This window comes from Streptomyces sp. NPDC053427 (genome assembly GCF_044544985.1).
Lineage (GTDB): Bacteria > Actinomycetota > Actinomycetes > Streptomycetales > Streptomycetaceae > Streptomyces.
This window is the reverse complement of record NZ_JBITYA010000001.1, coordinates 1,022,136-1,047,815: the sequence shown is the minus strand read 5'-3', so window position 1 is coordinate 1,047,815 and position 25,680 is coordinate 1,022,136. Positions and strand designations below refer to the sequence as shown.

Here is a 25,680-nt window from a genome sequence, read left to right as displayed (position 1 = left end):
ACGCTCCCTCAGCTAGCTGTGGCTCTCCGTCGTTCGGGACCGATGTGAGTGCCTGAATGGTGCCTGCGGCAGCTGCGAAAGGAGCAAAGCAGCGTTGCCCTCGTCTCCAACAAAAGCCTTTGCGGATGCCGTCGTCCGGATGATGGGGTGACACGATGACCCATCACGATGAGGCGGCGGCTGTCCGACCGTTGACCCTGGCTTGGGTGAGCCGGCACCTGGAGGTCGGCGAACGGATCGTCAAAATCGAGGCTCTGCACGGCGGAATCACCGCCGAAATGCGGCGGCTGACCATCGGCATGCGGGACGGAGGCACCCGTGACCTGGTGCTGCGGACCTTCGTCGACGTGGAGCATGCCGAGGACTGGCTGAACCGGGAGGCCGGCGCCCTGACCCTGCTCACGGAAACCGGCGTGCCGGCTCCTGGGCTGGTCGCGGCTGATCCGACCGCCGCGCAGTGCGAGTACCCCTCGCTCCTGATGACACATCTGGCGGGACGGACAGTCCTCGACGATGAGGGATTGGAGACGCGCGTCCCTCTGCTGGCCCGGCAACTCGTGGCGATCCACGCGCTGCGACCCGCCGAGCGGCCCCGGGAGTATGTGACGTTGACGACCGCCGACACCGTCGTGACTCCGAAGGGCGCCGACGCGGCGGCATGGACCGCGGCGATCGACGTGATCCGCAACCCCGCGCCGCCCTATGAAGGGCGATTCCTGCACCGGGACTTCCAACCCGGCAACGTGCTGTTCGACGTGCTGCCCTCAAGGCCGGCAGGTGCCCGGATCACGGGGGTCGTCGACTGGGCAGCGACCTCCTGGGGCCCGGCGGATCTCGATGTGGCGCACTGCTCGACCGTTCTCGCGCTGCTGCACGGCCCGGCGTGGGGTCTGCGGTTCCCTGAGGCGTACGAGGAGGCCGGCGGGGTGCTGGCCGCGGCCGCGAGCGAGCGGCTTTACTGGCAAGTGCGGGACGGGCTGGCGTGCTCGGAAGAAGTGCAGCAGGTGGCGCAGCCATGGCGTGAGGCAGGGAGGCCGGAGCTGACGACACGAACCGTGCAGGAGCGGCTGAATACCTATGTCACCGCCCTGATGGACGCGCTGGGCTGAGCCGAAGCAGCCCGGGACGCGGGCACGGCGGGCGAGCATCGGGCCCGGTTGCCACGTCCGGCAGCGGAGCCGATCGCACACCCGCACCGGGGCACCCCCGAGTACGGGCCGGCTCCCGGCCGACAGCTCAGCGAGCCTCCGAAGCGAACGGCAATATCACTCGCCGTAGCAGCTCCCCAAGATCCGTGCCAGAGCCCACTATTGCTCGACAAAGCCATTTCGGAGGCGTGGGGGCGCAGTCGTGGCGTCGATTGTTTGCCCAGGCCCGCTGCTGGGCTTCGAAGGGTGCGGCCTGGCTCCGGTCGGCTATGACGGACCAGGCAACACACAGGTCACAGGCTTGGTCTCGGCCTCCGCCTCGGCCTCGTTCTCGGGTATGACATGCGCCGGCCCGATGTGCGGGGGTGCCGCCCGGCACGAGGGTGAGGGCATGATTGAAGTTCAGGAACTGACCAAGAGCTACGGGGCGACGCCGGCCGTCGACCGGCTGACTATCCACGTCGAACCCGGGCGTGTGACCGGCTTCCTCGGGCCGAACGGGGCCGGCAAGTCGACCACGATGCGCGCCATGCCGTACGCACACGGACCCCGCCCTCGCGCAGCTCGGGCGCCTGCTCGTACATCGCCACGGCGGGAGCGGCGAGCGCCGATGATAAGCCGAAGGAGCAGCAGTCCTACGGAAGCCGGCCCGAGAAGGCACCGACCCTCGCCATAGGTGACTGCGTACGCAACGAAGGCGACTGGAAGGAACAGGACCTGCAGGTCACCGATTGCGGATCAGCCGACGCCGCAGACAGGGTGACCCGGCGCCTGGAGAAGCCGAAGTCGACCTGTGCCGACGGCGAGCTCTACGCCGACATCGAATACGGCCCGGGGGGCACCACAACATCGTGCCTCGCACGACCACGGCGACGCACCTGAGGGCCTGGCCGTGACGGACCAGGCCCTCACGGGCCGCACGCCCACCGGGACGCGCCTCGGTCAAGAACTGGAGGGACCATCCCCGCGCGTGCGTCTGACCAGTAGCCGACGGCAAGAACACAGTCCGTCCTGAGCCCGCGCATCGGAACGTCACGCCGGGGTTGCCCCGTGGGGTGCCCCTTTCCCTTCCGGTACGCCGTGTGCCAGGACCAGCTTGAGCAGGAGCACGACGGGAAGCCAGCTCAGACCGGCCGGGCCGGGAAGGAGCGGGGAGACCATCGCGCCGGCGACCACGACGGCCAGCGCAATCGGCCGCTGCAACCGCTCTGGCGCGGTTTCGACGACGAGGGCTCCGATGAGGGCCCAGCCGTACCACAGCACGCCCCACCACCAGGTGCCGCCCGGGAAGAGGATCCCGGCGAGGATTGGCTGGATGTGGAGGCCGGTAAAGCCGATCGGATGGTGCATGAAGCGGACGCTCCTGCGCTCGGTCGGGGGCAGCGGCGAGTGGTAGCAGCTCTTGGCTGTGTCCAGCCCGTTGGCCACGACGCCCCCCACCAGGTCCCAGACCAACGCCAGTCCGAGGGCCCACTGCCACCAGGACCAGCCCACGTGCCGCCCGGCCAGGACCACTGCCAGTGCACCGAGCACCGCCGTTCCGTGCGCCAGGAGCTTCTCGGTGGCGGTTGCGCCGGTGCCGAACAGCCAGTCATGCCGGTTTGTGCCCATGGGTGCCTCCGTGTCAGCGTCACGCTGTGGGTGGTCAAGGGGGTTGCGCCGAGGTTTGATGAGGCGGGTCGCTGCGGAGGGGGCGCACTCCGGAGCCCGGGCTCACCACGCATCACACAGACGTCGCGTCATTGGACCGCTCACGGTCCGCGGCCGCAGAGCCGTCCGGCCGCGCCTCCGGTACGAGCTGCCGGACGCTGAGGACGGTGAGCAGAGCGATGACACCGGCGACCGCCGGCACCGCGCCGGCACCGGCCGCCGAGAGAGCGAGCCCACCCAGCGCACCACCGATGGCCACGCCCAGGTACTGGGCGGAGAAGTGCAGGCCCAGGGCCTGGGACCGCTGCTGCGGCGCGAGGCCGGCGAGCCGCGTCTGCTGGCTGATACCACCGGACCACCATGCCGCGCCGAGGGTGAACAGCAGCGGGAACGCGATGACCTTGGCAACGGCCGGTACGTGCAGGAACGTCGTGAGGGTGAGGATCGCGAGGAGCAGCGTCATCACGAGCAGGACGGTGCGCAGGACCGTCGCGATCGGATGCTTGGCGAGCGCGGAGCCGATCAGCCGTCCTGCGAGGAATCCGCCCGCGCCGAAGACGATCATCAGTGCGGCCACGCCCTCGCTGCCGAGCCCGGTTGCCTTGTGCACCACGGGCGAAAGGTAGGTGTAGACGGTGTACGCGGCCAGGAAGAGCCCCAGCGTGGTCAGCAGACCCCATCGAATCGGGCGCCGGCGCAGGAGATTGAGCCGTCCGGCGGCCGAAGCCGTGGACGGGGGAATCTCGGGGAGCCCGACCCACACGGCCGCCGCCGTGATCAGCGCGAGAAGGGTGACAAAGCCGAACGCCGCCCGCCAGCCGAACCCGGCGCCCACGAGGGTGCCGATCGGAGCGCCGAGGGTGAGCGCAATCGCGTTCCCCCCGGCCGTCACGGCGAACGCCCGTGGCAGGTCCTTCGGTGGACACAGGGCGGCGGCCGCCGCTGCCGCGGGAGCCGCGAAGAGCGCGGCCCCCATCGCGGCCAGCACGCGCGCACCGGCCAGAGCGGCGGCGTTGGGCGCGACCGCGGCGATCAGATTGGCCGCGGCGAACCCCAACGCGGCGCCGATGAGCAGCCGTTTGGGCCGCACGTTCTGGAACAGCCCGATTAACGGCGGCCCGGCGAGTGCGTAGACCAGTGCGAACACGGTGACCATCTGCCCGCACACGGAGACTGATGTATGCAGGTCGTGCGCCACATCAGGGAGTACGCCGGCGATCACATACCCCTCGGTTCCTACTGTGAACGTACCGAGAGCCAGGAGGTAGATCCTTGGGTTCATGGTCCAACAGTACAAGAATCATTGAACCTTCGTAAGGGGCGGCGCTCCGTCCGAGGGCACTCAACTCGTCATATCCCGCGAGCCGTTGGAGGGGCCGCCCGACCCTCGGCCATGGCACCCGCCTTCCCGTGATGGGCCGCGGCGGCAAAGGCGTCAATAATGGCGACCCGTACCCCTCACCACGCAACCTCGGTGCGACGTTGAAGAAGGCCAACCACCATGCGAGACACCTTTCACGCCGAGCTGGCCAACGTCAGCCTTGCCGACGCGATGCACGGCCTGAGTGATCCGCTCAGGCTCCGGATCGTCGAACTCCTCGCCCGCCAGGGCGAGACAGAATGCTCCGACATCTACAACACCCTGGGCATCAGCAAGTCGAACGCCTCCCACCACTTCCGCGTTCTGCGGGAGTGCGGGATCCTCATCCGGCTGCACCAAGGTCGGCAACAGAGTGCCCGGCTGCGCGCCGACGAGTTCGAGGAACGATTCCCTGGACTGCTGCGCGCAGTGCTGGACAACATCGACTCCGCCTGAACACACCCTCGCCGCGCTCGGCCCGTTGTCGACACGGATGGGGCATCAGGTTGAGGCCCGAACCCGTCCGTGCAGAAGACGACTTCGGGCTCGCCGTCGTCGGGTATCACCTCGCCGTCGGCGATCGCGTAGAGGTGCTCGACGGGGGCCTTCTTGGCCGCGTAGTGGGGATCGCGGGAGGTCTTGAAGGTCTTCCGACGTGGAAAGGAGACGCCTTCCTCGCGGAGCAGGATGCCCAGGCCCCCGTGGCTGATGCCGCCGACCACGCCCTCGGCAACCGGGAAGCCCGCCGGCTCGGTCAGGCTCCACGTAGAGAACGGCAGGTGGTGCTCGGCCGGTCCGGACTTGGCGATCTACGGGGGTCACGTACCGACAGGGAAAGGATCTTCGCGGCGGGCTACCCGGCGCGGCGCCGGCGAAGTTCCTCCAGCCACCCCCGTACCTGCTCGTCGTCGTTCACGTACGGCCCCTCGGGTCCCGGCCGCAGATCGATCCCGTGCAGGAGCCGCAGCGCCCACCAGGACAGTTCATCCCAGTCGAGCGTGTCGTCGACGGCCCAGCGTGCGGCCCACCGGTCAGCCGCATCCCGGCTCATACGCCCCTCGACCACGGCAGCGAAGCACGCCTCGATCTCGTCCAGGTCCGGCTGGTCACCACCGCTCATGGACTCACCGTATCCAGAACGGGGCGAACGCTGCCCGATGCGGGCACCGGCGGTCAATGCCGCTGATTCAGCACGGCCTCCGAGGCGTTGACCTGCGGCGATTCCTCGAGTCGCAGTCCCGGAAGTCCGCAAGATCATCGGTATTCGCGCCAGGGACTGCCCGGCGGGTCGCTGTGCCGTCGACGCCCCTTGCCCTGCGTCGCGAGCCTTTGGATGTTCTGGAGATCACCAGGTACTGTGCAATGCATGGAACCTGACATCGCAGGTAAGCCCGCCGCAGGCAAGGCGGAGAGCCAGCTCCGCAAGGGAGTGCTGGAGTACTGCGTGCTGGCGATCTTGCGCGACGGCTCGCGCTACGGCGTGGAGCTGCTCGAAACCCTCGGCGCGGTGAACGGCATGGTCACGAGCCAAGGAACCATCTACCCCTTGCTGTCGCGGCTACGCCGTGACGGACTGGTGGAGACCCGCTGGCAGGAGTCCCCCAGCGGACCGCCCCGGCGCTACTACGAGCTGACGCCATCGGGGCATGCGGCGCTGAAGGAGTTCACCGCCATCTGGCCGCACTTCCGTGACGCGGTCGACCACTTCATCACCGGCTGAACCGACTGAACCGACTATCGGGAGACCACCATGACGATCACCGAGCACCCGCTGGTGAAGAAGTACCTGGCCACCGTGGCGCGGGAGACGGCCGGACTCAGCCCGGAACGCCGCAACGAACTCCTGGCCGACCTGGAGGAGCACATCGCCGTGGCCCTCGCGGAAGCGTCCGCCTCCGGCGACGACGAGATCCGCACCGTGCTCGCACGCCTCGGCGACCCGCGCACCATCGCGGCCACCGCCCTCGGCGAGGAGCACCCCGCTCCGCAGGCGAGCCAGCAGCCCACCCTCGCCATCGTTGTCCTGCTGGCGCTGATCAGCCCCCTGACGGCCTTCATGCCCCCGCTGGTCATCGCCTTGATCGGCGTGATCTGGTGGCTGTGGGCCGCACAGCAGTGGCGCCACCGCGACAAGGCGATCGGGACGGTGGCCGCCCTCGTGCCGCCACTGTTCCTGGTGGCGCAGTGGGTAACCCCCGCGGGCGCGCTGAACCTCGGCCTGGGAGCAGGCTTCATCCCGCTCACCCTGGCCGTCCTGGCACTCCCGGCCGCCGTCGGCGGCTATCTGCTGTGGGCGGCCAAGCGCCGGGCCGGCGGCACGGCGTCCTGACCCGCCGGCGGGTCGGCGCCTGCGTGAGGACCATCCGCCGCCGCCCCAGGGCTTGGGCCCGGACGAAACCCTCTCCGGCACCGGTCCGGAGGCCTGATAACGCCGCCCGCCACGCAGAGTGCGGGCGAGACGGGTCGCCACTGCGGCGGCTCATGAAAAGTAAGAGAGGTGGAGGCATGGCCAAGCCCGTTCGCGCGGCTCTCGGGGGCGTGTGGATCACGTGCAACTTCTGTCAGGGAGACCTGTTCAGGGACCGAGAGGTGAAGCTCAACAGCTCCGGCATGGAATTCATGAGCATGGGCTGGGCGAACGAGTCGGCAACCGGCCTGATCTGCTGGCACTGCGGCTATGTGCATCTGTTCGTGAACAGGGACCTCGAACTGTACAAACAGAAGAAGGGCTGACGGACCAAGGAAGATCTTGCTCGGACCGTCCGGCTCACCTTGTTGATCATTACACGCCAACCAGGCCTGACCAGAACGAACTGGGCGCAATTCCCCCTCTTCATCAGTCTCCCGGACGACGCGGTGGCCACTCGATCCGCACCACATCCCCCGTCCCGTCACCCGCGAGAACATCGATACGGACGCCGCCGTCCGGGTCCGTGAAGGTCTGGCCCGGTGTGTACGCCGCCATGTCGAGTCCGGTGCAGCCGGTGGGCGGCGTCGCGGCCGGGTTGCCGTTCATGACCCGGACCGGTCCCTCGCCGGTCGGGCCGGCGGAGTCGACCTTGTAGATGAGGACGCCGACCGAGCACGCATCCCGGTCGTTGCCCTCGGCCCGGCGGGACTCCGCGACGTACGCCGTCGTCTCGCCGGTGCGCAGTACGGCGATCTTGGTGCCATGGCGCCGTTCCACCGGGGTCAGGCGTACGGTGCGGCGGCCGGGGGCGGCCAGGCAGGTGACTTGGTCATCGCGGGTCCAGCCGAGTTTCCAGGAGTGCCAGCCCAGGTACTGGGGCGCGGGGCCGGCGATGTTGCCCATGACGTCCCAGCCGCCGACGTACTGATGGGTGGGGCCGGTGAAGGAGTACAGGTCGGGCAGTCCGAAGGTGTGGCCGGTCTCGTGGGCGGCGACCTTGGGGCCCCAGCGCCACAGGTCCTGGCCGAAGGTCACGGCCCACTTGATGCGGGTGCCGTCGGCGGTCACCCCGGACGTGGTGGGGTCGTAGAGGTAGGTCGGGGAGAAGGAGATCGCGGACGCCGCCTTGGCGGGGACGACGTACACCATGTCGTAGCGGGAGAAGTCCGCGTACGGGTCGGCCGCGGTGATCGCATCGCGCAGGTACTTCTCGTGTGCCTCGAAAGTGAGGCCGCGCTCGAAGCCGTACGAGTCCGAAGCCGCCGGCATGCGGACCCAGCGGTGCAGGGAGGTGAGGGCGAGGCGGGTGCGGCCGTAGCTGGCCGTGCGCATCCAGTCGGCGGCGGGGGCGAGTTGAGCGGCGTACGCGTCGGTGGAGCCGGTGGCCTGGGCATCGGGGAAGTCCACGAACAGCGTCAGGACCCGCCGGGTTCCGGTGGTGGGCTGGAACTGGACGCGGTCGGTGTCGTGGCCTTCGTCGGTCCAGCCCGACTTGCCCGGCAGCGCGCAAGCGGCGGCGGGAGACAGAGGCCGGTGGGCTGAAGGCGAGGAGGCCGCGTTCACCGTCGTGGGGGCGGCGAGGCATGCGGCGAGGGTGAGGGCCGCGAGGCAATGGCGCAGGCGGCTCGGCGCGATGGACAGGGCAGGCATGTCACTCCCGTCGGATCGGAGGGGATGGTGTGCGCGGGGCCCGCGGGGCGTTCGGCTTACGCGCGGCCCGCGGCCAGGTCCATCAGACGGGCGAGGACGCGGCCGTTGGAGGCACTGATGCCGTCGTGCTCCCATTCGTTGGTGACCCACACGCGGGTGGCGCCGACCTCGCGAGCGGTGCGCAGGGAGAGTTCCGCGTCGACGTACATGTCGTCGTGATAGACGGCCGCGGCGAGGGGGACCTGGTTGGCGGCGAGGCGTTGGGGGTCGTAGAGCGGGGGCCAGTCGGTGCGCTGGGCCAGGAGGTCCGCGGCGTCCGCGAAGGGGACCAGGCCCTTGATCTCCCGGAACATCCAGGGGTAGATCATTTCCCCGGTGAGGAGGAGGGGGTCGGCCTCCTCGGCGAACTCGGGGAAGGCGGTGAGGGCCCGGGCGGCCGCCCAGCCGGTCGGTCCGGCGCCCTGCCCGTACAGGGTCTCCTGCAGGACGGCGAACAGCGGGTTGTCGGTGAAGCCGGTCAGGAACTCGACCTGGTGAAGGAAGGTGTCGGTCAACGCGCCGTCGCTGTCCAGGGATTCGTCGAGCAGCCAGTGGATGCGCTCGAAGCCGTCGCCCATGCCGAGGGCGAGCCCGAGGGTGCGCAGACGGCGGGCGGTGAGGCGGTCGCCGCCGGGCAGGCGGATGTCATCGGAGGCGAGGAGGTCGGCAATCTTGCGGAGGCGAGGGGCGTCGTCGGGATAGCGGGCGTAGAAGTCGCGGACCCGGTCACGTACGCGGGGGTAGGTGCGGGCGTACACGTCGTCGGCGGTCGCGGTGAGTCCGGGGAGGCCGCCGGTGACATAGCAGGCCCGCAGGCCGTCGGGGGCCTGGGAGAGATAGGTGAGGGTGAGGAAGCCGCCGTAGCTCTGACCGAGGGTCTCCCAGGGTTCACCGTTGCACAGTTGATGGCGTATCAGTTCTGCGTCGGCCACGATCGCGTCGGCGCGGAAGTGGGCCAGATGTGCGGCCAGCTGGGAGGCGGAGGCGAACCGGGACGCCGTGCGCGCGGTGAGCGGAGTGGAGCGGCCGGTACCGCGCTGATCGAGGAGCAGCACCCGGTGGGTCTTCAGCGCCTGGGGCAGCCATCCCGGCGAACCTGCCGAAGGGCGGGGCGCCTTGCCGCCGGGGCCGCCCTGCAAGAAGAGCAGCCAGGGCAGTTGGTGAGCGGCGCGAGCCGGGTCGACGACCTCGCGCGCGAAGACCTGGAGGGTCGGGCCGTCGGGACGGCGGTGGTCCAGCGGGACGGTGAAGACGTGGTCGGTAGTGGCGTACGCGGGGTTCATGGGGCCCTTTCACGAGGCACGGCGAGCGAGGGGTTGCGGGTCAGGAGCCATGGGTGAGGTGTGACATTGCATACGGGCGCATGCGTCAGCGTGCCTCGGCCGTCCGCTTCCGAGGAACTCCTACTTGGGCATAGCGCGGCGTTATGGGTGCCCGCCCCGCCTCGGCGCCTCAGAACCTCAGCCGGACCGCTTCCTGGTACGCCGCGCCGTTCCCTTGTCATCGGCCGGGGAAGAGCTGCTGCCGCCGGCCCACAGGGAGCGGACATGGCCCAGGTGCGCGGCCATGCACTTCTCCGCCCGCTTGGCGTCGCCGGCGAGCATCAGGTCGAGCAGCTCCAGGTGTTCCTCGGCCGAGGGGATCAGTTCGCCGCGCTCGTCCAGGGCGGCGAGCCCGTAGAGCCGGGAGCGCTTGCGCAGGTCGCCGACGGTTTCGACCAGGCGGTCGTTGCCGGAGAGCGCCAGGAGCGACAGGTGGAACTGCCGGTCGGCGTCCAGATATCCGATGAGGTCGTGGTCACGGGCCGCCCGCACGATCTCCTCGGCGACCGGGCGCAGCGCCTCCAGCTGCTCACGTGTGGCGCTGCGGGTGATCCGGCCGACCATGGGGATCTCGATCAGTGCGCGGATCTCGGTGCACTGATCGAGGTCGCGCTCGCTGACCTCGGTGATCCTGAAGCCCTTGTTCCGGACGGGCTCGACCAGGCCCTCACGGGCCAGGTCGAGCATCGCCTCACGTACCGGGGTGGCGGAGATGCCGAAGTCCTCGGCGAGTGCGGGCGCCGAATACACCTCGCCCGGGCGCAGCTCGCCGGAGATCAGGGCGGCCCGCAGGGCATTGCTCACCTGGTCCCGCAGCCGTTCCCGGCCGACGTTGAGATCGCGGTGCTTCAGGTGCCCCATGGCGGTGGTGATCCCTTCGGTCTGGCATGGACCGCCAGGGTACAATGTCACGTTGCTCTGGTGGGCGACAGGGTGTAGGTCCGGCTGGAGGTGTAGAACTCCAGCGCCGCCCTGCCCTGTTCACGTGGCCCGTGGCTGGATGCCTTGGTTCCGCCGAACGGCAGGTGGAAGTCGACGCCGGTGGACGGGGCGTTGATCCGGATCATTCCGGTGTCGAGCCGGTCGAGTCCGCCCAGGGCCGTGTCGAGGTCGGCGGTGTGGACCGAGGTGACCAGGCCGTACGGCACGGAGTTGGTGAGACGTACGGCGTGGGCCAGGTCGTCGGCGGGCAGCAGGGCCGCGATCGGCCCGAAGACCTCTTCGCTCAGTAGGCGGTGACCCGCGGGTGCCTTGTCCACCAGCGTCGGGGCCGCGTACCAGCCGGGCCCGTCGGGCACGGTGCCGCCCGCGAGCACATTCAGCCCGTGCCACACGTCTTGGACCTGATCGCGGGCGTGCCGGCTGATCAGCGGCCCGGTCACGGTCGCCGCGTCGGCCGGGTCGCCGACGGGAAGGGCCCGCAGCGCTTCACAGAGCGCCTCCCGCAGCGGGTCGAGCGCCGCCCCGACCGCGACGACGCGGCTGGTGGCGGTGCACTTCTGGCCCGCGTACCCGGCGACGGCGGCGGCGATGTGGGCCGCGGCCTGCGCGATGTCCGCGTCCGGGAGGACGATCGCCGCGTTCAGGCCGCCCATCTCGGCCTGGACCGGCACGCCCCGGGCCGTGGCGGCGTGTGCGACGGTCCGGCCCACGGCGGTCGAGCCGGTGAAGGAGACCACGTCGGCGGCGGAGACGAGGGCGTTGCCCTCCGTCGCCCCTCCGGGCAGGACGGTGAACACCCCGGTCGGCAGGGACTGTTCGACGATCTCGGCCAGCCGGACGGCGCAGGCGGTGGCCTCAGGAGCGGGCTTGAGGACGACCGTGTTTCCGGCCGCGAGCGCCGGGGCGGCCTTCCAGCTCGGAATGGCGAAGGGGAAGTTCCAGGGCGTGATCAGCCCGGCCACGCCGTACGGGCGCCGACGGGTGAGCAGCAGGCCGGGGCCCGCTGCGGTCTCGTGGACGGCGCCGACGGGTTCGTACGGCGCCTGGGCGTAGGAGCGCCAGATCGCGACGGTGCGTGCGACCTCGGCGCGGGCTTCGGTGACGGGTTTGCCCACTTCGCGTACGGCGAGCGCGGCCAGTTCGGCACCGGCGGCCTCGATGGCCGTCGCGGCCGCGCCGAGGGCGGACGAACGGGCCGCCGCGCCGCCGCACAGCCAGTCGGACTGCGCGGCGCGGGCCCCCTCCACTGCGTCGGCGACCGCGAAGGCGCCGGGCGCCGGGACCTGCAGCAGTACGTCGGAGGGGTCGGCCGGATTGCGTGAGGCGATGAGGGATACCGGGTCGGTCACAGGAGGAAACCTCCGGGGAAGGGATCGGCCGGGTCGAGGAAGTACTGGGCGGTGCCGGTGATCCAGGCGCGTCCGGTGACGGTCGGCACGACGGCGGGCAGCGAGCCGACGGTGGTCTTCTCGATCAGGCGGCCGGTGAAGCGGGTGCCGATGAAGGACTCGTTGACGAAGTCCTGGCCGAGGGGCAGTTGGCCGCGTGCGTACAGCTGGGCCATCCGGGCCGAGGTGCCCGTGCCGCACGGGGAGCGGTCGAACCAGCCGGGGTGGATGGCCATCGCGTGCCGCGAGTGGCGGGCATTGGAGCCGGGGGCGGCGAGGTAGACGTGTTTGACTCCGGCGATCTCCGGCTGCTCGGGGTGCACGGGCCGTTGGGGCGAGGCGTTGATCGCGTCCATGACGGCGAGCCCGGCGGCCAGCAGGTCGTCCTTGCGCGCACGGTCGAACGGCAGCCCCAGCGCGTCGAGTTCGACGATGGCGTAGAAGTTGCCGCCGTACGCGAGGTCGTAGGTGACCGTGCCGTATCCGGGCACGGTCACCTTGCTGTCCAGCGCGGCGCAGAACGCCGGCACGTTGGTGAACGTCACCGACTCGGCCGCGCCGTCCGCGACCCGTACGTCGACGGTCACCAGCCCCGCCGGAGTGTCGAGCCGGACGGTGGTGACCGGTTCGGTCACCGGCACCATGCCCGTCTCGACCAGGACGGTGGCGACCCCGATCGTGCCGTGCCCGCACATCGGGAGCAGTCCGGAGACCTCGATGTAGAGGACTCCGTGGTCGGCGTCCGGGCGGGTGGGCGGCTGGAGGATGGCGCCGCTCATGGCGGCATGGCCGCGCGGCTCGTACATCAGGAGCGTCCGGAGGTGGTCCATGTGCTCGATGAAGTACGTCCGTCGCTCGGCCATGGTGGCGCCGGGGATGACGCCGACGCCACCGGTGATGACGCGGGTGGGCATGCCCTCGGTGTGCGAGTCGACGGCGTGGAATACGTGACGGGTACGCACGGGCGTCCTTTCCGTGGGGGTGTGGTCAGCGGTGGCCGTCGGCGACGGCCTTCTCGGTGGCGGCCCGCACGGCCGCCTCGTTCTCCGCGGTGAGCGGGGAGCGCGGCGGGCGGGTGGGCCCGCCGCGTCGGCCGACGAGGTCCATGGACAGCTTGATGGCCTGGACGAACTCCGTCTTGGAGTCCCAGCGCAGCAGGGAGTGCAGGGACTTGTAGAGCGGGCGGGCCGTCTCCAGGTCGCCCGCGACAGCGGCGTGGTACAGCGTGGCGCAGCCGGCGGGGAAGGCGTTGGGGTATCCGGCGATCCAGCCGACGGCACCGGCGACGGCGAGTTCGAGCAGAACGTCGTCGGCGCCGATCAGCAGATCGAGTTCCGGGGCCAGCTCGGCGATCTCGTACGCCCTGCGGACGTCACCGGTGAACTCCTTGACGGCGACGACGCTGCCGTCCTGGTGCAGCCGGGCCAGCATGCCGGGGGTGAGGTCGACCTTGGTGTCGATGGGGTTGTTGTACGCGACGACCGGCACCCCGGCCCGCGCCACCTCGGCGTAGTGGGCGCGCACGCCCGGCTCACCGGCCCGGTAGGCGTTCGGAGGCAGCAGGAGCACCGAGCCACAGCCCTCGTCGGCCGCGTGTTCCGCCCAGCGCCGGGCTTCGCCGCTGCCGTAGGCGGAGACGCCGGGCATGACGCGTGCCCCGTCGCCCGCGGCCTCGACGGCGGTCCGCACCACGCGGGCCCGCTCCTCGTCGGTGAGGGTCTGGTATTCGCCGAGCGAGCCGTTGGGCACCACGCCGTCGCAGCCGTTGTCGAGGAGCCAGCGGACGTGATCGGCGTAGGCGTCGTGGTCGACGGACAGATCGTCACGCAGGGGCAGGGCGGTGGCGACCATGATGCCGCGCCAGGGGCGGGCGGTGTTCCACGTGGTGGCGGTCATGCCGGGAAACCTCTCTGTGATATGTGACATTTTACTCTGCTGCGGCGCGCCCCGAGGGGCTTGGTTTGAGGTCGGCCTCACCGCCGGATCATCCGTCGGTGTCGGGGGCACCGCCGGGGGCGGCGCCGGGCGCGGATGTGGTTTCGGATCGGCCTTTGGGCTCGTTGGCGTCGCCCCCGGGTTCATTGACCACGGGTCCGACGGGGTCGTCGAGCGCGGCGAGCACCGAGAGCGGGACGGGTGCGGCGAACGGGCGGCCGCCTGCCGGGAGTTCGGCGGCTCGGTCGCCGGCCATGAGGCAGGCCACCGCCGGACCGCACATCCGGCCCTGGCACCAGCCCATCCCGGCTCGGGTCAGCAGCTTGACGGTACGTGCGTCGCGCGCTCCGAGGTCCTCGACCGCCTCGCGTATCCGCCCGGCGGTGACCTCCTCACAGCGGCACACTTCGGTGTCGTCCGGGAGCCCACGCGCCCACCCCGGGCCGGGCGCGTGGGCCGCGGTCATCACCTCGGCGAAGGCGCGCATCCGGCCCCTGCGCCGCTGGAGTTCCCGGACCCGGCCGGCGTGGGCGGGGCGGCCGAGGAGCCGGGCGGCAGCGGCGACTGCCGCCAACTCCCCTTCAATTCGGGCCAGTTGGGCGCCACCTACTCCCCCGGTCTCACCCGCCGCCCACAGAGAGCGCACCGAGGTCTCCTGAAGGCCGTCCAGGGCCAGGGCCCTGGTGCCGTCGGGCAGCGGGCGGGTGGCACAGCCGAGCGCCGTGGCCAGGTCGACCTGGGGAACGAGGCCGTGTCCGACCGCCAGCGCGTCGCAGTCGATCCGCCGTCCCGTCCCCTGTACGGGGCGCCAGTCGCGATCGAGACGCATGACGGTGACGGCCTCCACCCGATCGGTTCCGTGCACCTCGGTGACCGCGCTGCGCAGCCGTACCCGCACCCGGTGCCACAGCAGCGCCGCGCCGTGGACCAGCGCCTCGGCCGCCTTGTGCGGATTGGTGACCAGCGCCCGGGGGTGCCGGGCGTAGCGCAGATAGCCGGACGCCTCGACGACGGCCGGCACCCTCGCGCCGGCGGCTGCCAGCGAGGAGGCGACCGCGAGCAGGAGGGGGCCGCTGCCCGCGACGACGACCCTTCCCCCAGCTCTCGACTTCTCTCGACCAGGGGATGCCCCCATCCCGGGCAGCACCAGGCCGGACTTGAGCATGGCCTGCGCTCCCCCGGCGCCCACGACGCCGGGCAACGTCCAACCGGGGAAGGGGAGTTGCCGTTCGTACGCACCGGTCGCCAGGAGCACCGCGCGGCACCGTACGCGCACGGGGCGCTCGCCGCCGCCGTCGGCCCCGGTGACGGCGTGCACGGACCACACATCGGCGGCCCCGTCGTCCTTGGTCACGCTCCACACGTGGTGCCCGGGAAGATGGCGGACGTCGCTCTGCGCAAGGCGTCGGCGCAGGTCGGTGTAGGCGGACCAGTCATGGTGCAGGGCTTCGGGCCGGACGGCTCCCAGGGCGGGCGCCGGGGTGCGGTAGAACTGCCCGCCCGTGTGGGTGGAGGTGTCCAGCAAGGCGACGGACAGGCCGAGCTCAGCGGCCGTCACGGCGCCGGCGAGGCCGGCGGGGCCCGCGCCGATCACCGCGAGGTCGTACGGTTCAGATGCCGAGAGCGGCACGGCCGTGTCCTTCCTGAGTGGTGATGGCGTCCCCCGGCCGGGCCGGCACCAGACAGGCGCGCCGGTTGGGCTCTCCGTTGATGGTCGCGAGGCAGTCGTAGCACTGTCCGATGCCGCAGAACGCGCCCCGCGGGCGCCCGCCGTTGCGTGTGGTGCGCCAGGCCAGGATTCCGGCGCCCCACAATGCGGCGGCGACGGACTGGCCGGGCAGAGCGGTCACCGCGCGGCCGTCGAACGTGATCCGGAACGGCGGACCGGGCTGGGCGCCGACCAGCTCGGCAGGGGTACGGGCCACGGGTGCTCCTCTCATGGCGGGCATGGCAGTGATGGCGGTCATCGCAGGCGGTCTCAGGCTGCTGGAGGGAAGCGTTCCGGCCGGAACGGGGCGATGTCCAGCGGCGGTTCGCCGCCGGTCAGCGATTGCGCGACGGCCAGTCCGGTGGCGGGGGCGAGCCCGATCCCCGCACCTTCGTGGCCGCAGGCGTGCAGCAGGCCGGGGACGCGTGGATCGGGGCCGATGGCGGGCAGGTGGTCCGGCAGATAGGGGCGGAAGCCGAGGTAGGTACGCATCGCCCGGACCCCGGCAAGCACCGGGAAGAGCGCGGTGGCCTGAGCCGCCAGGCGCCGCAGCACCTCGACCGACAGCGTGCGGTCGTAGCCGACCCGTTCCCGGCTGGCGCCGATCAGGACCGGTCCCGCCGGGGTGCCCTCGACGACCGCCGAACTCTGCAGCGCCGCGGAGCCACTGGCGACATCGGCGACATAGTCGGCCGCGTACACCTTGCGGCGGACGACGCGCGGCAGCGGCTCGGTGACCAGGACGAAGCCCCGGCGGGGCCGTACGGGAAGCGCCACGCCCGCGAGGCGGGCGAGATCGCCGCTCCAGGTCCCGGCGGCGTTCACCACGTACGGGGCGTGGAGCTCCCCGGCCGTCGTCCGCACTCCCCGGATCTCGCCGCTCGCCCCGGTGAGCAGGCCGGTGACCTCCGCGCCGAGGCGCAGCCGGATCCGGTCGCCGCCCGCGCGCAGCAGATGTGCGGCGGCGAGCGCCGGCATGACCTGCGCGTCCTGGGGGTAGTGGAAGCCGCCCGCCAGGCCGCCGGCGAGATGGGGCTCCAGGTCGTGCAGGCGGTCGGGCGGGACCTCGTCCGCCGTGACACCCGCCGTGCGCTGCCCGGTCGCGAAGTCCCGCAGTGCGGCCATTCCGCTCTCGGTGGAAGCGACGACCAGTCCGCCTTTGGGTTCGTACTCGATGTCCGGCGGGAGTTCTTCGGCCAGCTCCCGCCACAAGCCGGTGGACAGCAGGGCCAGTTCGAGTTCGGGCCCCGGCTCCTTGTCGGAGACCAGGAGGTTGCCCTCGCCGGCCCCCGTCGTGCCGCCGGCGACGGGGCCGCGGTCGAGCACGGTGACGCGGAGGCCGGACCGGGCGGCGTAGTAGGCGCAGGCCGCACCGATCACGCCGGCGCCGACGACGATGACGTCTGCGAAGTTCCTCGTGAGCACGTCAGTAATATTTCACATTGCACAGCCCCTGCCAAGGGTCCGCGATCCCTCGCGTCGGATCGATTGCCTTTGCCTGCCGACGAGTTCCGCCCGCCGCCCAGGAACGCGGCGCGTTCCGCCGAGACCGGCAGATCATGACGTGCGTACGGATTGCGGCGGCCGCGGGGTCGCCCACGACAGCCGCTCGAGCACGGGTGGGTAACGAAGTCGGTGAGGGCTTGTCAGTGCAATTTCACATTACTATGTTACCGGTCACATTCCAGCCACTGGCTGTCCAACTGCTTCCGGAGTGACCACTCATGGACAAGCGCACCTGCACAGCTCTGGCCACCGCGCTGGTGGCGGCCCTCACCTTCGGCACAGCCGGCTGCTCCGGCGGGCAGAAGGCGGACGGCACCCGCGGCCGCAAGAACCCGGCAACGGCCAACAGCGGCCGGGCGGTCGGCGGGACGCCACAGAAGGGCGGCACCCTCACCGTCCTGTCCAACCAGGACTTCACCCACCTCGACCCGGCCCGCAACTGGGTGATGAACGACATGGACTTCGGGACCCGGCTGCTCTACCGCACCCTGGTGTCGTACAAGGCGGCCCCCGGAACCGCCGGCGGCGAGCTGGTCCCCGACCTCGCCACCGACCTCGGCACGCCCTCCAACGGCGCCAAGACCTGGACCTTCCACCTCAGACCGGGGGTCAAGTACGAGGACGGGACGCCGGTCACCGCCCAGGACATCAAGTACAACGTGGAGCGGTCCTTCTCCCCGGACCTGCCCGGCGGCGCCGACTACGCGGCCCGCTACCTCAAGGGCGCCGAGGGCTACCGGGGCCCGGCCAAGGGTGAGCACCTGGATTCCGTCAAGACGCCGAACGACACGACGATCGTCTTCGAACTGCGCAAGCCCTTCGCCGAGTTCCCCAACGCGACGGTGATGCCCACCTTCGCCCCGGTGCCGAAGGCGAAGGACAACGGGCCCCGCTACGACAACCGGCCATTTTCCTCGGGGCCGTACCGGATCGATACATACCAGCGCAACAAGAAGCTGATCCTGGTGCGCAACCGTCACTGGGACCCCAAGACCGACGGGATACGCAAGGCGTACCCGGACAAGCTGGTCATGGTGATGGGGCTCAAGCCCAACCAGATCGACGACCGGATGATCGCCAGCCAGGGCGCGGACGCCTCCGCCGTCCCGTGGTACGCGCTGCGGCCGGAGAGCGCGGCCAAGGTCCTGCCCAGAGCCGACGTGCGCGAGCGGCTGCTGGCCGAGTCGACCAACTGCACCGACATGGTGCAGATGCACACCGGACGAGCCCCCTTCGACAAGGTGAAGGTCCGTCAGGCCGTGCAGTACGCCCTCGACAAGGAAGCGGTGATCACTTCCTCCGGCGGCCCCGCCTTCAATGACGTGTCCCACGCGTACATGCCCGCAGCCCTTTTCGGCGGCAAGCAGCCGGACACCTTGAAGATCCCCGACACCGGCGATGCGGACCGGGCAAAGCAGTTGCTGAAGGAGGCCGGGAAGCCGAACGGCTTCACCACCAAGATGACGGTCTCCAACGGCGACAAGGGGCGGGCCGAGGCGGTCCAGGAGTCGCTCGCCAAGGCCGGCATCAAGGTCACCATCGAGACGGTCGACCCGTCCGCCTTCTACGCCACCATCGGCGACACCGCCAACCGCACCGACATGGTGTACACCGGCTGGTGCCCGGACTACCCCTCCGGCTCCACCTTCCTTCCCTTCGTCTTCGACGGCCGCTACATCAAGGAGAAGGGGAACCTCGGCAACCACTCCCTCTTCCGCGACAAGCCGACCATGCAGCGGATGGACGAGATCGCCGCGATGACCGACGCCGAGAAGGCGAACGCGGCCTGGCGGGAGCTGGACGGCGAGATCCTCGCCAAGGCCCCGGCCGAACCGGTCCTGGTGCGCCGCTGGCCACTGGTGGTGGGGACCAACATCGCGGGCGCGTACGGGCAGACCTCCTTCGGCGGCCAGCTCGACTACGCCTCGGTCGGTCTCAAGGACCCCGCCAAGAGCGAGGGCTGAGGAGCGTACCCACCATGGCCTCCACCTCCATGTCCGCACCGGCCGTCAAGACCGCTCCGGCGAGCAGCGGCCCCTGGCAGCTCGCCCGGGAGCACCTGCGCCGACGCACCGCCGTGAAGATCTCCCTCGTCGTGATCGCGCTCTTCGCGATCATGGCGGCGGCCGCCCCGCTGCTCAGCACGCTGGGCGGCTGGTCACCCGAGGAGTTCGACAAGACCGCCGTCGACCCCTACCTGGGCGGGCAGCCGATCGGCCCGCTCGGCGGGGTTTCCGCCGACCACTGGCTCGGGGTCGAACCCGTCACCGGCCGCGACCTGTTCGCCCGGGTCGTGCACGGCGCGCAGGTCTCGCTGTTCATCGCCTTCGCCGCCACCGCGATCGTCGTCGTCGCCGGTACGGCGGCCGGGATCGCGGCCGGCTACTTCGGCGGCCGCACCGACGCGGTGCTCTCCCGGCTGATGGACCTCATCATGTCCTTCCCGTCCCTCATCTTCATGATCGCGATGATGTCGGTGGCCCGGGACGTCAACCGGATCGTGCTGATGACCGCCGTGATCGGGCTCTTCGGCTGGCCCGGCATCGCCCGCCTGGTACGCGGCCAGACGCTCACGCTCAAGCACCGCGAGTATGTCGACGCCGCCCGTGTCGGCGGCGCCGGCCCCTGGCGGGTGCTCACCCGCGACATCCTCCCGGGCGTCGCCGGGCCCGTCATCGCCTACACCACCCTGATCATCCCGGGGATGATCGCCACCGAGGCGGCCCTGAGCTATCTGGGCGTGGGCGTCCGCCCGCCCACCCCCTCCTGGGGCCAGATGATCGCCGAGAGCGTCGCCTTCTACGACACCGACCCCATGTACTTCGTCATCCCCAGCGCCTGCCTCTTCCTGGCCGTGCTTGCGTTCACGCTGCTCGGCGACGCGCTGCGGGACGTCCTGGACCCGAGGGGAAGCCGCACATGATCCTCTACCTCGGGCGCCGGATACTCGGCGTCATCGGCGTCCTGATCGCCATCGCCGCCATCACCTTCACCATCTTCTACGTCCTGCCGTCCGACCCGGCGGCCGCGGCCTGCGGCAAGTCGTGCAGCACCGAGCGGCTGACGGCGATCCGTGAGCACATGGGCCTCGACCAGCCCCTGTGGCGGCAGTTCGCCGACTTCGTCACCGGCATCTTCACGGGCCGCACCATGGGCACGGGTCAGTACGAGCTGCACTGCAGCTTCCCGTGCCTGGGCTACTCCTACGAGAACAGCGAGTCCGTCTGGGACCTGCTGATGGACCGCCTTCCGGTCTCCGCCTCGCTGGCCTTCGGCGCCGCCGTGATCTGGCTGGTCCTCGGGCTGTCCGCGGGGGTCGCCGCGGCCCTGCGCAAGGACACCCTCACCGACCGCGTCCTCATGGTCGGCGCGGTGGCCGCCGCTTCGCTGCCGGTCTACTTCACCTCGGTGATGCTGATCTACGGGGTGATCCGGATCGCGGGCCTGCTGCCCTACCCCCAGTACGTGCCGTTCGGCGACAACCCGCTCGACTGGGCGTCGAACCTGCTGCTGCCCTGGCTGGCGCTGGCCATCCTGTACGCGGCGATGTACGCACGGCAGAGCCGCAGTTCGATGATCGAGACAATGGCGGAGCCGTACATCCGCACCGCCCGCGCCAAAGGCCTGCCGCGCCGGACGGTCGTGGTCAAACACGGGCTACGGGCCGGTATGACCCCGGTCCTGACCCTCTTCGGCATGGATCTGGGCGGACTGCTCGCCGGCGCGGTGATCACCGAGTCCCTCTTCGGGCTCCCCGGCATCGGGCGGCTCTTCTACGGAGCGCTCTCCAGCGGCGACCAGCCGGTGATCCTCGGAGTGACGCTGCTGGCCGCCACCTTCATCGTCGTCGCCAACCTGGCCGTCGACCTGCTCTACGCCGTCGTCGACCCCCGAGTGAGGTACTGATGAGCGCTCCCGAAACCGTGCTCTCGGTCCGGGACCTGACGGTCACCTTCCCCACCCCGCGCGGTCCGGTACGGGCCGTGGACGGCCTCGGCTTCGAGGTCCACCGGGGCCGGACCCTCGGCATCGTCGGCGAGTCCGGCTCCGGCAAGTCCGTCACCTCCCTGGCGGTGATGGGGCTGCACACCGGCGCCTCGGTCACCGGCTCCCTCACCCTGGGCGGCCGGGAGCTGACGGGCCTGCCGGAGCGCGATCTGAACCGGCTGCGCGGCCGGAAGATGGCGATGATCTTCCAGGACCCGCTGTCCAGCCTCCACCCGTACTACACCGTGGGCGAGCAGATAGCCGAGCACCACCGCGTGCACTTCGGCAGCGGCCGAAGGGCCGCCCGCGAGCGGGCCGTGGAAGCGCTGGGCGAGGTCGGCATCCCCGAGCCGCGGCGCCGGGCGCGGGAGTACCCGCATCAGTTCTCCGGCGGCATGCGCCAGCGCGTGATGATCGCGATGGCCCTGGCCTGCGAACCCGAGCTGCTCATCGCGGACGAGCCGACGACCGCCCTGGACGTCACCGTCCAGGCGCAGATCCTGGAGCTCATCGCCCGGCTCCAACAGGAGCGGGGACTGGCCGTCATCATGATCACGCACGATCTGGGAGTGGTCGCCCGGGTCGCCCACGACGTTCTGGTGATGTATGGGGGCAGGGCCGTCGAACGGGCCGATGTGGACACCCTGTTCGCGGCACCGGCCCACCCCTACACCCGCGCCCTCCTCGACTCCCTTCCCCGTCTCGACGACAGCGACGAGGAACCGCTGCGGACGATCGCCGGCAGCCCGCCGTCCCTGCTCACCCCGGCCCCCGGCTGCGCGTTCGCGCCCCGCTGCCCCCGGCCGGCCGACGCCCCCGCCCAGGAGCGCGCCCGATGCGAGAGCGAACTCCCCCTCCTCGACGGCCCGACCGGGCACCCGGCCGCCTGTCACTTCCCCGCGTACGAAGGCATGGCCCCATGACCACCACGACCACCGAACCCCTGTTGTCCGTGCAGAACTTGACGGTGACGTTCCCCGGGAGGAAGCGATCCGCACCGGTCCGGGCCGTCGACGGCATCACCTTCCACGTGGCGGAGGGTGAGACGCTGGGCCTGGTCGGCGAGTCCGGCTGCGGCAAGTCCACCACCGGCCGCACGATCGTCCGGCTCCTGGAACCCACCGCCGGCTCCGTCACGTACGACGGACATGACATCAGCCACCTGTCGCAGCGGGTACTCAAGCCGCTCCGCAAGGACCTGCAGATGGTCTTCCAGGACCCGCACTCCTCGCTCAATCCGCGCCAGACGGTGGCCCGGATCATCTCCGATCCGCTGCTGGTCCAGGGCAGTTCGGCAGCGGGCGCCCGCAAGCGTGCCGCTGAGCTGATGGAGCTGGTGGGGCTCATCCCCGAGCACATCGACCGCTATCCGCACGAGTTCTCCGGCGGCCAGGCCCAGCGCATCGGCATCGCCCGCGCACTGGCCACCGGCCCCCGCCTCGTCGTCGCCGACGAGCCGGTCTCCGCCCTCGATGTCTCCGTCCAGGCCCAGATCGTCAACCTGATGGAGCGGCTCCAGCGCGAACTCGGCCTGGCCTACCTCTTCATCGCCCACGACCTGTCCGTCGTCAAGCGGGTGTGCGACCGGGTTGCCGTGATGTACCTGGGCCGGATCGTCGAGATCGGAGCGAAGGAACAGGTCTACGCCGCCCCGGCGCACCCCTACACACGCGCGCTGCTGTCCGCCGTCCCGCTGCCCGACCCCGCCGCCGAACGGGACCGGGAGCGGATCACCCTGCTCGGGGATTTGCCCAGCCCGTCCGCTCCCCCGCCCGGCTGCACCTTCCACCCTCGCTGCCCCAAGGCCCAGGAGATCTGCCGCACCGAGGCGCCCTCCCTGCAGTACACGGCACCGGGCCCGGCGCGGCAGGTGGCGTGCCATTTCCCCGAAACGGTCTGAGAGCCTGTCTCTGAGCACAGCCGTGCCCCGGCTCCCGCCCGGGAACCGGGGCACAACCGTCCGCGTCACGCTACGACGTGGTGATCCGCACGGTCTCGCCGTACCCGTCGGCGCTCAGCACCTCGATCCGGACACCCGCGGCGGAGTCGGTGAACGTCTCACCGGCCCAGAACGGGCCGTCGTCCAGGGGGCGACAGCCCGATGCCGGGGTGGCACTCGGCTTGGCGTCCATGACCCGGATCGGCCCTTCACCGGACTTCACGGAGGAGTCGACCCTGTAGACCAGCGCACCGGCGGCGCAGAGGCCGGTATCCGCCTGGACGGCCCGCCGCGATTCGACGACGTACGCGGTGGAGGGGCCGGTGGGTATCACCGCCATCTTGGTGCCGGAACCGTACTCGACGGCGGTGAGGTGCACGGTGTCGCTGCCCGCCGAGGCCCGGCACACGACCTGGTCGTCGTCGATCCAGCCCAGCTTCCAGGAGTGCCAGGCGAAGTACTGCGGCCCGGCCCCGCCTATCAGACCCATCACGTCCCATCCGCCCACGAAGCGGTGCTCGTCGTCGCCCTTGTCGAAGGCGTACAGATCGGGCAGCCCGAAGGTATGGCCGGTCTCGTGGGCCACCAGCTTCTTCCCCCAGTGCCACATGTCCTGGCCGAAGGTGACCGCCCACTTGACCCGCCTGCCATCGGCGACGACGCCCGCCGTCCCCGGCTCGTAGACATACGTGGGGGTGTAGGAGACCGCCGAGGCGTTCTTCGTCGGTACGACGTAGACCATGTCGTACTGCGAGAAGTCCACGTCCGGATCGGCCGCCGTGACCGCGTCCTTGAGGTACGCCTCGTGTTGCTCGTGCGTCATCCCGCGCTCGTATCCGTAATCGGTGGAGTTGTGCGGCATCCTCGCCCAGCGCTGGTGCTGGGTGATATCGAGCCATGCCTTGCCGTACGAGGCGTTCCACAGCCAGTCCGCGCCGGGCGTGAGCTGTGCGGCGTCGTCGGCCGGGGACTCGGTGGCAGGGGCAGGGGCATCCGGGAAGTCCACAAAGATCATGGCTGCCTTGATTGTTCCCGCCGGGCGCTGGAACACGGAGAAGTCCGTGTCGTGCCCTTCATCCGTCCAGCCGGTGGTGCCGCGCAGTGCACAGTCCGACGCGCTGTCGGCGGCCGGGGTGCCGAGGGCGGCCGGGGTGCCGAGGAGGAACGACAGCGGGAGCAGGGCGGCGAGCGACACCACCAGAAACGCCCACCGTGTGCGTGGCGCCAACCCCGTACCCGGCACAAGATGTGGCCGCCTCACGTCATCACTGCCTCTCCATAAATACCCATCGCGTGCGTCATGTCACCTAAGACTGCGGACGCACGCCCCTGTCCGAAAGCTGTCGTCAGTCCATAACATCCGCGCCATGGACCTGGAGATACGGCATCTGCGGGTGGTGTGCGCGATCGCCGAGGCGGGGAGCCTCACCCGCGCCGCCGCCTCGCTCCGTATGACGCAACCAGGACTCAGCGCCCAGCTGCGCCGTATCGAGGCCGCGTTGGGCGGGCCCCTGTTCGACCGGCGACAGTCGGGCACCGTCCCCACGCCCTTCGGCGAGCTGGTCATCGGACGGGCCCGCGCCGTACTCCCGGGCATCGACGGACTGCTCACCGACACGGCCCGCGCCGCCCGCCGCATGACGGCCGCGGACCGGATCCGCATCGGCTCGGTCGGCGCCCCGCTCCTGGGGCACCTCCTCCTGGCCGTCCAAGCACTGCTGCCCGAGGCCGACCTGACCTGCCGTTGCCAGTACTCCCCCGTAGCCCTGCTCGACGACCTCGCCGCGCGCCGCCTGGAAGCGGCGGTACTCGGCGACCACCCCGGCCAGGAGCTACCGCAGCATGCGGGCGTGGCACTCCACACGATCGTCAGCGAACCGGTCTTCGCCCTTCTGCCGGCGGCCCACCCGCTCGCCACGCGGGACGAGGTCCCGTTGGCCGAACTCCTGGAGGAGGACTGGGCGGTCCCCCGGCCCGACAGCGACCGGACCCCCGAGTACTGGGCTTCCGTCTGCACCTCGACCGGCCGCACTCCCTTCGCACCCTATGAAGCGGAGGGGCGGCAGCTGATCGAGATCGTGCGGGCAGGCCTGGCCGTCAGCCTCTGCCAGGCCACGTTCATCGAAGTACCCGGCGTCTCGGTCCGCCCTCTGGCCGAAAACCCCCTGTGGTACCGGCACATTCTGGCCTGGCACCACGACGGCCCGCTCGCACCGTACGGCATCGAGATCCTGCGCCGAGTCGCCGACGGCTATCTGGCCACATGCCGTGACAGCCCGGTGTACGCACGCTGGCGGGAACTGAACCCGCACGCGGCCCGGCCGGTGCCGCTCGCGCCCTGACCTACCGGGCCGGCGGACGGCGGCGTCGCTCGGGCGGCGGTCCCCGCTACGGAAGGGCTCCCCAGAGAGCACCGGCTTCATGGAAAGTCCCGAAGAACCACCATGTCAGGGCCGTTGACGGGCCGGCCTCTCCATCGAATCCGGCGCCGCGGCGCTCACCGAAGCCCGGCGAGACGCACGGGAGGGACGCAAAGAGGGCTTGTTCTCTTGCTTGCAACCCTCTTCTCACTAACACGTGAACTGTGACATTGTACGGTCACACTTTTCTCGGGCCTGACAGCTCCGAGAGTGCTCAACTCCCGTTGCCATCAAGGTCCGCACCCCCCACTGCCGTGCTCCTCTCGCGGCTGCCGA

The 25,680-nt window shown here is 70.6% G+C and carries 24 protein-coding genes and 2 pseudogenes; 12 read left to right on the top strand and 14 right to left on the bottom strand.

Annotated elements, in window-relative coordinates:
- The first annotated feature begins 155 nt into the window (after nt 1-155).
- Both ACIGWZ_RS04285 and ACIGWZ_RS04280 read left to right on the top strand, forming a co-directional pair.
- Entirely contained in the window at nt 156-1,109 is a 954-nt protein-coding gene (locus ACIGWZ_RS04285; protein WP_400060615.1) for a phosphotransferase family protein, read from the top strand.
- A gap of 430 nt (nt 1,110-1,539) precedes the next feature.
- Nucleotides 1,540-1,675, top strand: a pseudogene (locus ACIGWZ_RS04280) (ATP-binding cassette domain-containing protein); the annotation flags it as partial.
- 505 nt (nt 1,676-2,180) lie between these two features.
- Here ACIGWZ_RS04280 and ACIGWZ_RS04275 read toward each other — a convergent pair.
- Together ACIGWZ_RS04275 and ACIGWZ_RS04270 are read right to left on the bottom strand one after the other, a co-directional pair.
- Nucleotides 2,181-2,759: a hypothetical protein gene (locus ACIGWZ_RS04275; protein ID WP_400060614.1), complete on the bottom strand. Its 579-nt coding sequence runs from the start codon at nt 2,757-2,759 to the stop codon at nt 2,181-2,183.
- Between the two features lie 112 nt (nt 2,760-2,871).
- Nucleotides 2,872-4,080, bottom strand: a complete 1,209-nt coding sequence (locus tag ACIGWZ_RS04270) for an MFS transporter (RefSeq protein WP_400060612.1) — start codon at nt 4,078-4,080, stop codon at nt 2,872-2,874.
- 219 nt (nt 4,081-4,299) lie between these two features.
- Between ACIGWZ_RS04270 and ACIGWZ_RS04265 the strand changes: the two genes are divergently transcribed.
- Entirely contained in the window at nt 4,300-4,614 is a 315-nt protein-coding gene (locus tag ACIGWZ_RS04265) for an ArsR/SmtB family transcription factor (protein ID WP_400060610.1), read from the top strand.
- 10 nt (nt 4,615-4,624) lie between these two features.
- On the opposite strand, the pseudogene ACIGWZ_RS04260 reads toward ACIGWZ_RS04265, so the two are convergent.
- Both ACIGWZ_RS04260 and ACIGWZ_RS04255 read right to left on the bottom strand, forming a co-directional pair.
- Nucleotides 4,625-4,967 (bottom strand): annotated as a pseudogene (locus ACIGWZ_RS04260) (IS630 family transposase); the annotation flags it as partial.
- A gap of 44 nt (nt 4,968-5,011) precedes the next feature.
- Nucleotides 5,012-5,278 carry a hypothetical protein gene (locus tag ACIGWZ_RS04255; RefSeq protein WP_400060608.1) on the bottom strand — a complete coding sequence of 89 codons (267 nt, stop codon included), beginning with the start codon at nt 5,276-5,278 and terminating at the stop codon, nt 5,012-5,014.
- 246 nt (nt 5,279-5,524) lie between these two features.
- On the opposite strand from ACIGWZ_RS04255, the gene ACIGWZ_RS04250 reads away from it, so the two are divergent.
- From ACIGWZ_RS04250 to ACIGWZ_RS04240, 3 genes are all read left to right on the top strand, one after another.
- Complete coding sequence (locus tag ACIGWZ_RS04250) at nt 5,525-5,878, top strand: PadR family transcriptional regulator (protein WP_400060606.1); 354 nt, start codon at nt 5,525-5,527, stop codon at nt 5,876-5,878.
- Between the two features lie 30 nt (nt 5,879-5,908).
- A complete protein-coding gene (locus tag ACIGWZ_RS04245; RefSeq protein WP_400060604.1) occupies nt 5,909-6,487 on the top strand; it encodes a DUF1700 domain-containing protein in 579 nt (192 codons plus the stop codon).
- A 260-nt stretch (nt 6,488-6,747) separates the two neighbouring features.
- Nucleotides 6,748-6,891 (top strand): hypothetical protein, encoded by a 144-nt coding sequence (locus ACIGWZ_RS04240; RefSeq protein ID WP_400060602.1) that lies wholly within the window; start codon nt 6,748-6,750, stop codon nt 6,889-6,891.
- A gap of 103 nt (nt 6,892-6,994) precedes the next feature.
- On the opposite strand, the gene ACIGWZ_RS04235 is transcribed toward ACIGWZ_RS04240, so the two are convergent.
- The 9 genes from ACIGWZ_RS04235 to ACIGWZ_RS04195 all read right to left on the bottom strand — a co-directional run bounded on the left by ACIGWZ_RS04235 (nt 6,995) and on the right by ACIGWZ_RS04195 (nt 16,977).
- Nucleotides 6,995-8,209 (bottom strand): M6 family metalloprotease domain-containing protein, encoded by a 1,215-nt coding sequence (locus tag ACIGWZ_RS04235; protein ID WP_400060817.1) that lies wholly within the window; start codon nt 8,207-8,209, stop codon nt 6,995-6,997.
- 65 nt (nt 8,210-8,274) lie between these two features.
- Entirely contained in the window at nt 8,275-9,540 is a 1,266-nt protein-coding gene (locus tag ACIGWZ_RS04230; protein ID WP_400060600.1) for an alpha/beta fold hydrolase, read from the bottom strand.
- 177 nt (nt 9,541-9,717) lie between these two features.
- Nucleotides 9,718-10,440 (bottom strand): GntR family transcriptional regulator, encoded by a 723-nt coding sequence (locus ACIGWZ_RS04225; protein ID WP_400060598.1) that lies wholly within the window; start codon nt 10,438-10,440, stop codon nt 9,718-9,720.
- A 47-nt stretch (nt 10,441-10,487) separates the two neighbouring features.
- Nucleotides 10,488-11,870 (bottom strand): aldehyde dehydrogenase family protein, encoded by a 1,383-nt coding sequence (locus ACIGWZ_RS04220; RefSeq protein ID WP_400060596.1) that lies wholly within the window; start codon nt 11,868-11,870, stop codon nt 10,488-10,490.
- Nucleotides 11,867-12,871, bottom strand: coding sequence for a proline racemase family protein (locus ACIGWZ_RS04215; protein ID WP_400060594.1), 1,005 nt, complete (start codon nt 12,869-12,871; stop codon nt 11,867-11,869). The genes ACIGWZ_RS04220 and ACIGWZ_RS04215 overlap by 4 nt, the downstream gene beginning before the upstream one ends.
- 25 nt (nt 12,872-12,896) lie before the next feature.
- Nucleotides 12,897-13,805: a dihydrodipicolinate synthase family protein gene (locus ACIGWZ_RS04210; protein ID WP_400060592.1), complete on the bottom strand. Its 909-nt coding sequence runs from the start codon at nt 13,803-13,805 to the stop codon at nt 12,897-12,899.
- Nucleotides 13,806-13,893: 88 nt separating this feature from the next.
- Nucleotides 13,894-15,474 carry an FAD-dependent oxidoreductase gene (locus tag ACIGWZ_RS04205; RefSeq protein WP_400060590.1) on the bottom strand — a complete coding sequence of 527 codons (1,581 nt, stop codon included), beginning with the start codon at nt 15,472-15,474 and terminating at the stop codon, nt 13,894-13,896.
- Entirely contained in the window at nt 15,455-15,769 is a 315-nt protein-coding gene (locus ACIGWZ_RS04200; RefSeq protein ID WP_400060588.1) for a (2Fe-2S)-binding protein, read from the bottom strand. The genes ACIGWZ_RS04205 and ACIGWZ_RS04200 overlap by 20 nt, the downstream gene beginning before the upstream one ends.
- Before the next feature lie 53 nt (nt 15,770-15,822).
- On the bottom strand, nt 15,823-16,977 hold the full coding sequence (locus ACIGWZ_RS04195; protein ID WP_400060586.1) for an NAD(P)/FAD-dependent oxidoreductase: 1,155 nt from the start codon (nt 16,975-16,977) through the stop codon (nt 15,823-15,825).
- A gap of 299 nt (nt 16,978-17,276) precedes the next feature.
- Here ACIGWZ_RS04195 and ACIGWZ_RS04190 point away from each other — a divergent pair, with 299 nt between their 5' ends.
- The 5 genes from ACIGWZ_RS04190 to ACIGWZ_RS04170 are packed head-to-tail and all read left to right on the top strand — an operon-like array spanning nt 17,277 to nt 22,945.
- On the top strand, nt 17,277-19,022 hold the full coding sequence (locus ACIGWZ_RS04190; protein ID WP_400060584.1) for an ABC transporter substrate-binding protein: 1,746 nt from the start codon (nt 17,277-17,279) through the stop codon (nt 19,020-19,022).
- 14 nt (nt 19,023-19,036) lie between these two features.
- Entirely contained in the window at nt 19,037-19,981 is a 945-nt protein-coding gene (locus tag ACIGWZ_RS04185) for an ABC transporter permease (protein ID WP_400060582.1), read from the top strand.
- A complete protein-coding gene (locus tag ACIGWZ_RS04180; RefSeq protein WP_400060580.1) occupies nt 19,978-20,964 on the top strand; it encodes an ABC transporter permease in 987 nt (328 codons plus the stop codon). The genes ACIGWZ_RS04185 and ACIGWZ_RS04180 overlap by 4 nt, the downstream gene beginning before the upstream one ends.
- Nucleotides 20,964-21,968 carry an ABC transporter ATP-binding protein gene (locus ACIGWZ_RS04175; protein ID WP_400060578.1) on the top strand — a complete coding sequence of 335 codons (1,005 nt, stop codon included), beginning with the start codon at nt 20,964-20,966 and terminating at the stop codon, nt 21,966-21,968. The genes ACIGWZ_RS04180 and ACIGWZ_RS04175 overlap by 1 nt, the downstream gene beginning before the upstream one ends.
- On the top strand, nt 21,965-22,945 hold the full coding sequence (locus ACIGWZ_RS04170; protein ID WP_400060576.1) for an ABC transporter ATP-binding protein: 981 nt from the start codon (nt 21,965-21,967) through the stop codon (nt 22,943-22,945). The genes ACIGWZ_RS04175 and ACIGWZ_RS04170 overlap by 4 nt, the downstream gene beginning before the upstream one ends.
- A gap of 70 nt (nt 22,946-23,015) precedes the next feature.
- On the opposite strand, the gene ACIGWZ_RS04165 is transcribed toward ACIGWZ_RS04170, so the two are convergent.
- The gene (locus ACIGWZ_RS04165; RefSeq protein WP_400060574.1) at nt 23,016-24,182 is read right to left on the bottom strand and encodes a M6 family metalloprotease domain-containing protein; all 1,167 of its coding nucleotides are present in this window, start codon (nt 24,180-24,182) and stop codon (nt 23,016-23,018) included.
- Between the two features lie 169 nt (nt 24,183-24,351).
- On the opposite strand from ACIGWZ_RS04165, the gene ACIGWZ_RS04160 reads away from it, so the two are divergent.
- Nucleotides 24,352-25,326, top strand: coding sequence for a LysR family transcriptional regulator (locus tag ACIGWZ_RS04160; RefSeq protein WP_400060572.1), 975 nt, complete (start codon nt 24,352-24,354; stop codon nt 25,324-25,326).
- The last annotated feature ends 354 nt before the right edge of the window (nt 25,327-25,680 follow it).

What these genes read in the sequence shown, in the direction of transcription:
- ACIGWZ_RS04285 (WP_400060615.1), top strand. Translation starts at nt 156, where the DNA reads ATGACCCATCACGATGAGGCGGCGGCTGTCCGACCGTTGACCCTGGCT.
- ACIGWZ_RS04275 (WP_400060614.1), bottom strand. Translation starts at nt 2,759, where the DNA reads ATGGGCACAAACCGGCATGACTGGCTGTTCGGCACCGGCGCAACCGCC.
- ACIGWZ_RS04270 (WP_400060612.1), bottom strand. Translation starts at nt 4,080, where the DNA reads ATGAACCCAAGGATCTACCTCCTGGCTCTCGGTACGTTCACAGTAGGA.
- ACIGWZ_RS04265 (WP_400060610.1), top strand. Translation starts at nt 4,300, where the DNA reads ATGCGAGACACCTTTCACGCCGAGCTGGCCAACGTCAGCCTTGCCGAC.
- ACIGWZ_RS04255 (WP_400060608.1), bottom strand. Translation starts at nt 5,278, where the DNA reads ATGAGCGGTGGTGACCAGCCGGACCTGGACGAGATCGAGGCGTGCTTC.
- ACIGWZ_RS04250 (WP_400060606.1), top strand. Translation starts at nt 5,525, where the DNA reads ATGGAACCTGACATCGCAGGTAAGCCCGCCGCAGGCAAGGCGGAGAGC.
- ACIGWZ_RS04245 (WP_400060604.1), top strand. Translation starts at nt 5,909, where the DNA reads ATGACGATCACCGAGCACCCGCTGGTGAAGAAGTACCTGGCCACCGTG.
- ACIGWZ_RS04230 (WP_400060600.1), bottom strand. Translation starts at nt 9,540, where the DNA reads ATGAACCCCGCGTACGCCACTACCGACCACGTCTTCACCGTCCCGCTG.
- ACIGWZ_RS04225 (WP_400060598.1), bottom strand. Translation starts at nt 10,440, where the DNA reads ATGGGGCACCTGAAGCACCGCGATCTCAACGTCGGCCGGGAACGGCTG.
- ACIGWZ_RS04210 (WP_400060592.1), bottom strand. Translation starts at nt 13,805, where the DNA reads ATGACCGCCACCACGTGGAACACCGCCCGCCCCTGGCGCGGCATCATG.
- ACIGWZ_RS04190 (WP_400060584.1), top strand. Translation starts at nt 17,277, where the DNA reads ATGGACAAGCGCACCTGCACAGCTCTGGCCACCGCGCTGGTGGCGGCC.
- ACIGWZ_RS04185 (WP_400060582.1), top strand. Translation starts at nt 19,037, where the DNA reads ATGGCCTCCACCTCCATGTCCGCACCGGCCGTCAAGACCGCTCCGGCG.
- ACIGWZ_RS04180 (WP_400060580.1), top strand. Translation starts at nt 19,978, where the DNA reads ATGATCCTCTACCTCGGGCGCCGGATACTCGGCGTCATCGGCGTCCTG.
- ACIGWZ_RS04175 (WP_400060578.1), top strand. Translation starts at nt 20,964, where the DNA reads ATGAGCGCTCCCGAAACCGTGCTCTCGGTCCGGGACCTGACGGTCACC.
- ACIGWZ_RS04170 (WP_400060576.1), top strand. Translation starts at nt 21,965, where the DNA reads ATGACCACCACGACCACCGAACCCCTGTTGTCCGTGCAGAACTTGACG.
- ACIGWZ_RS04160 (WP_400060572.1), top strand. Translation starts at nt 24,352, where the DNA reads ATGGACCTGGAGATACGGCATCTGCGGGTGGTGTGCGCGATCGCCGAG.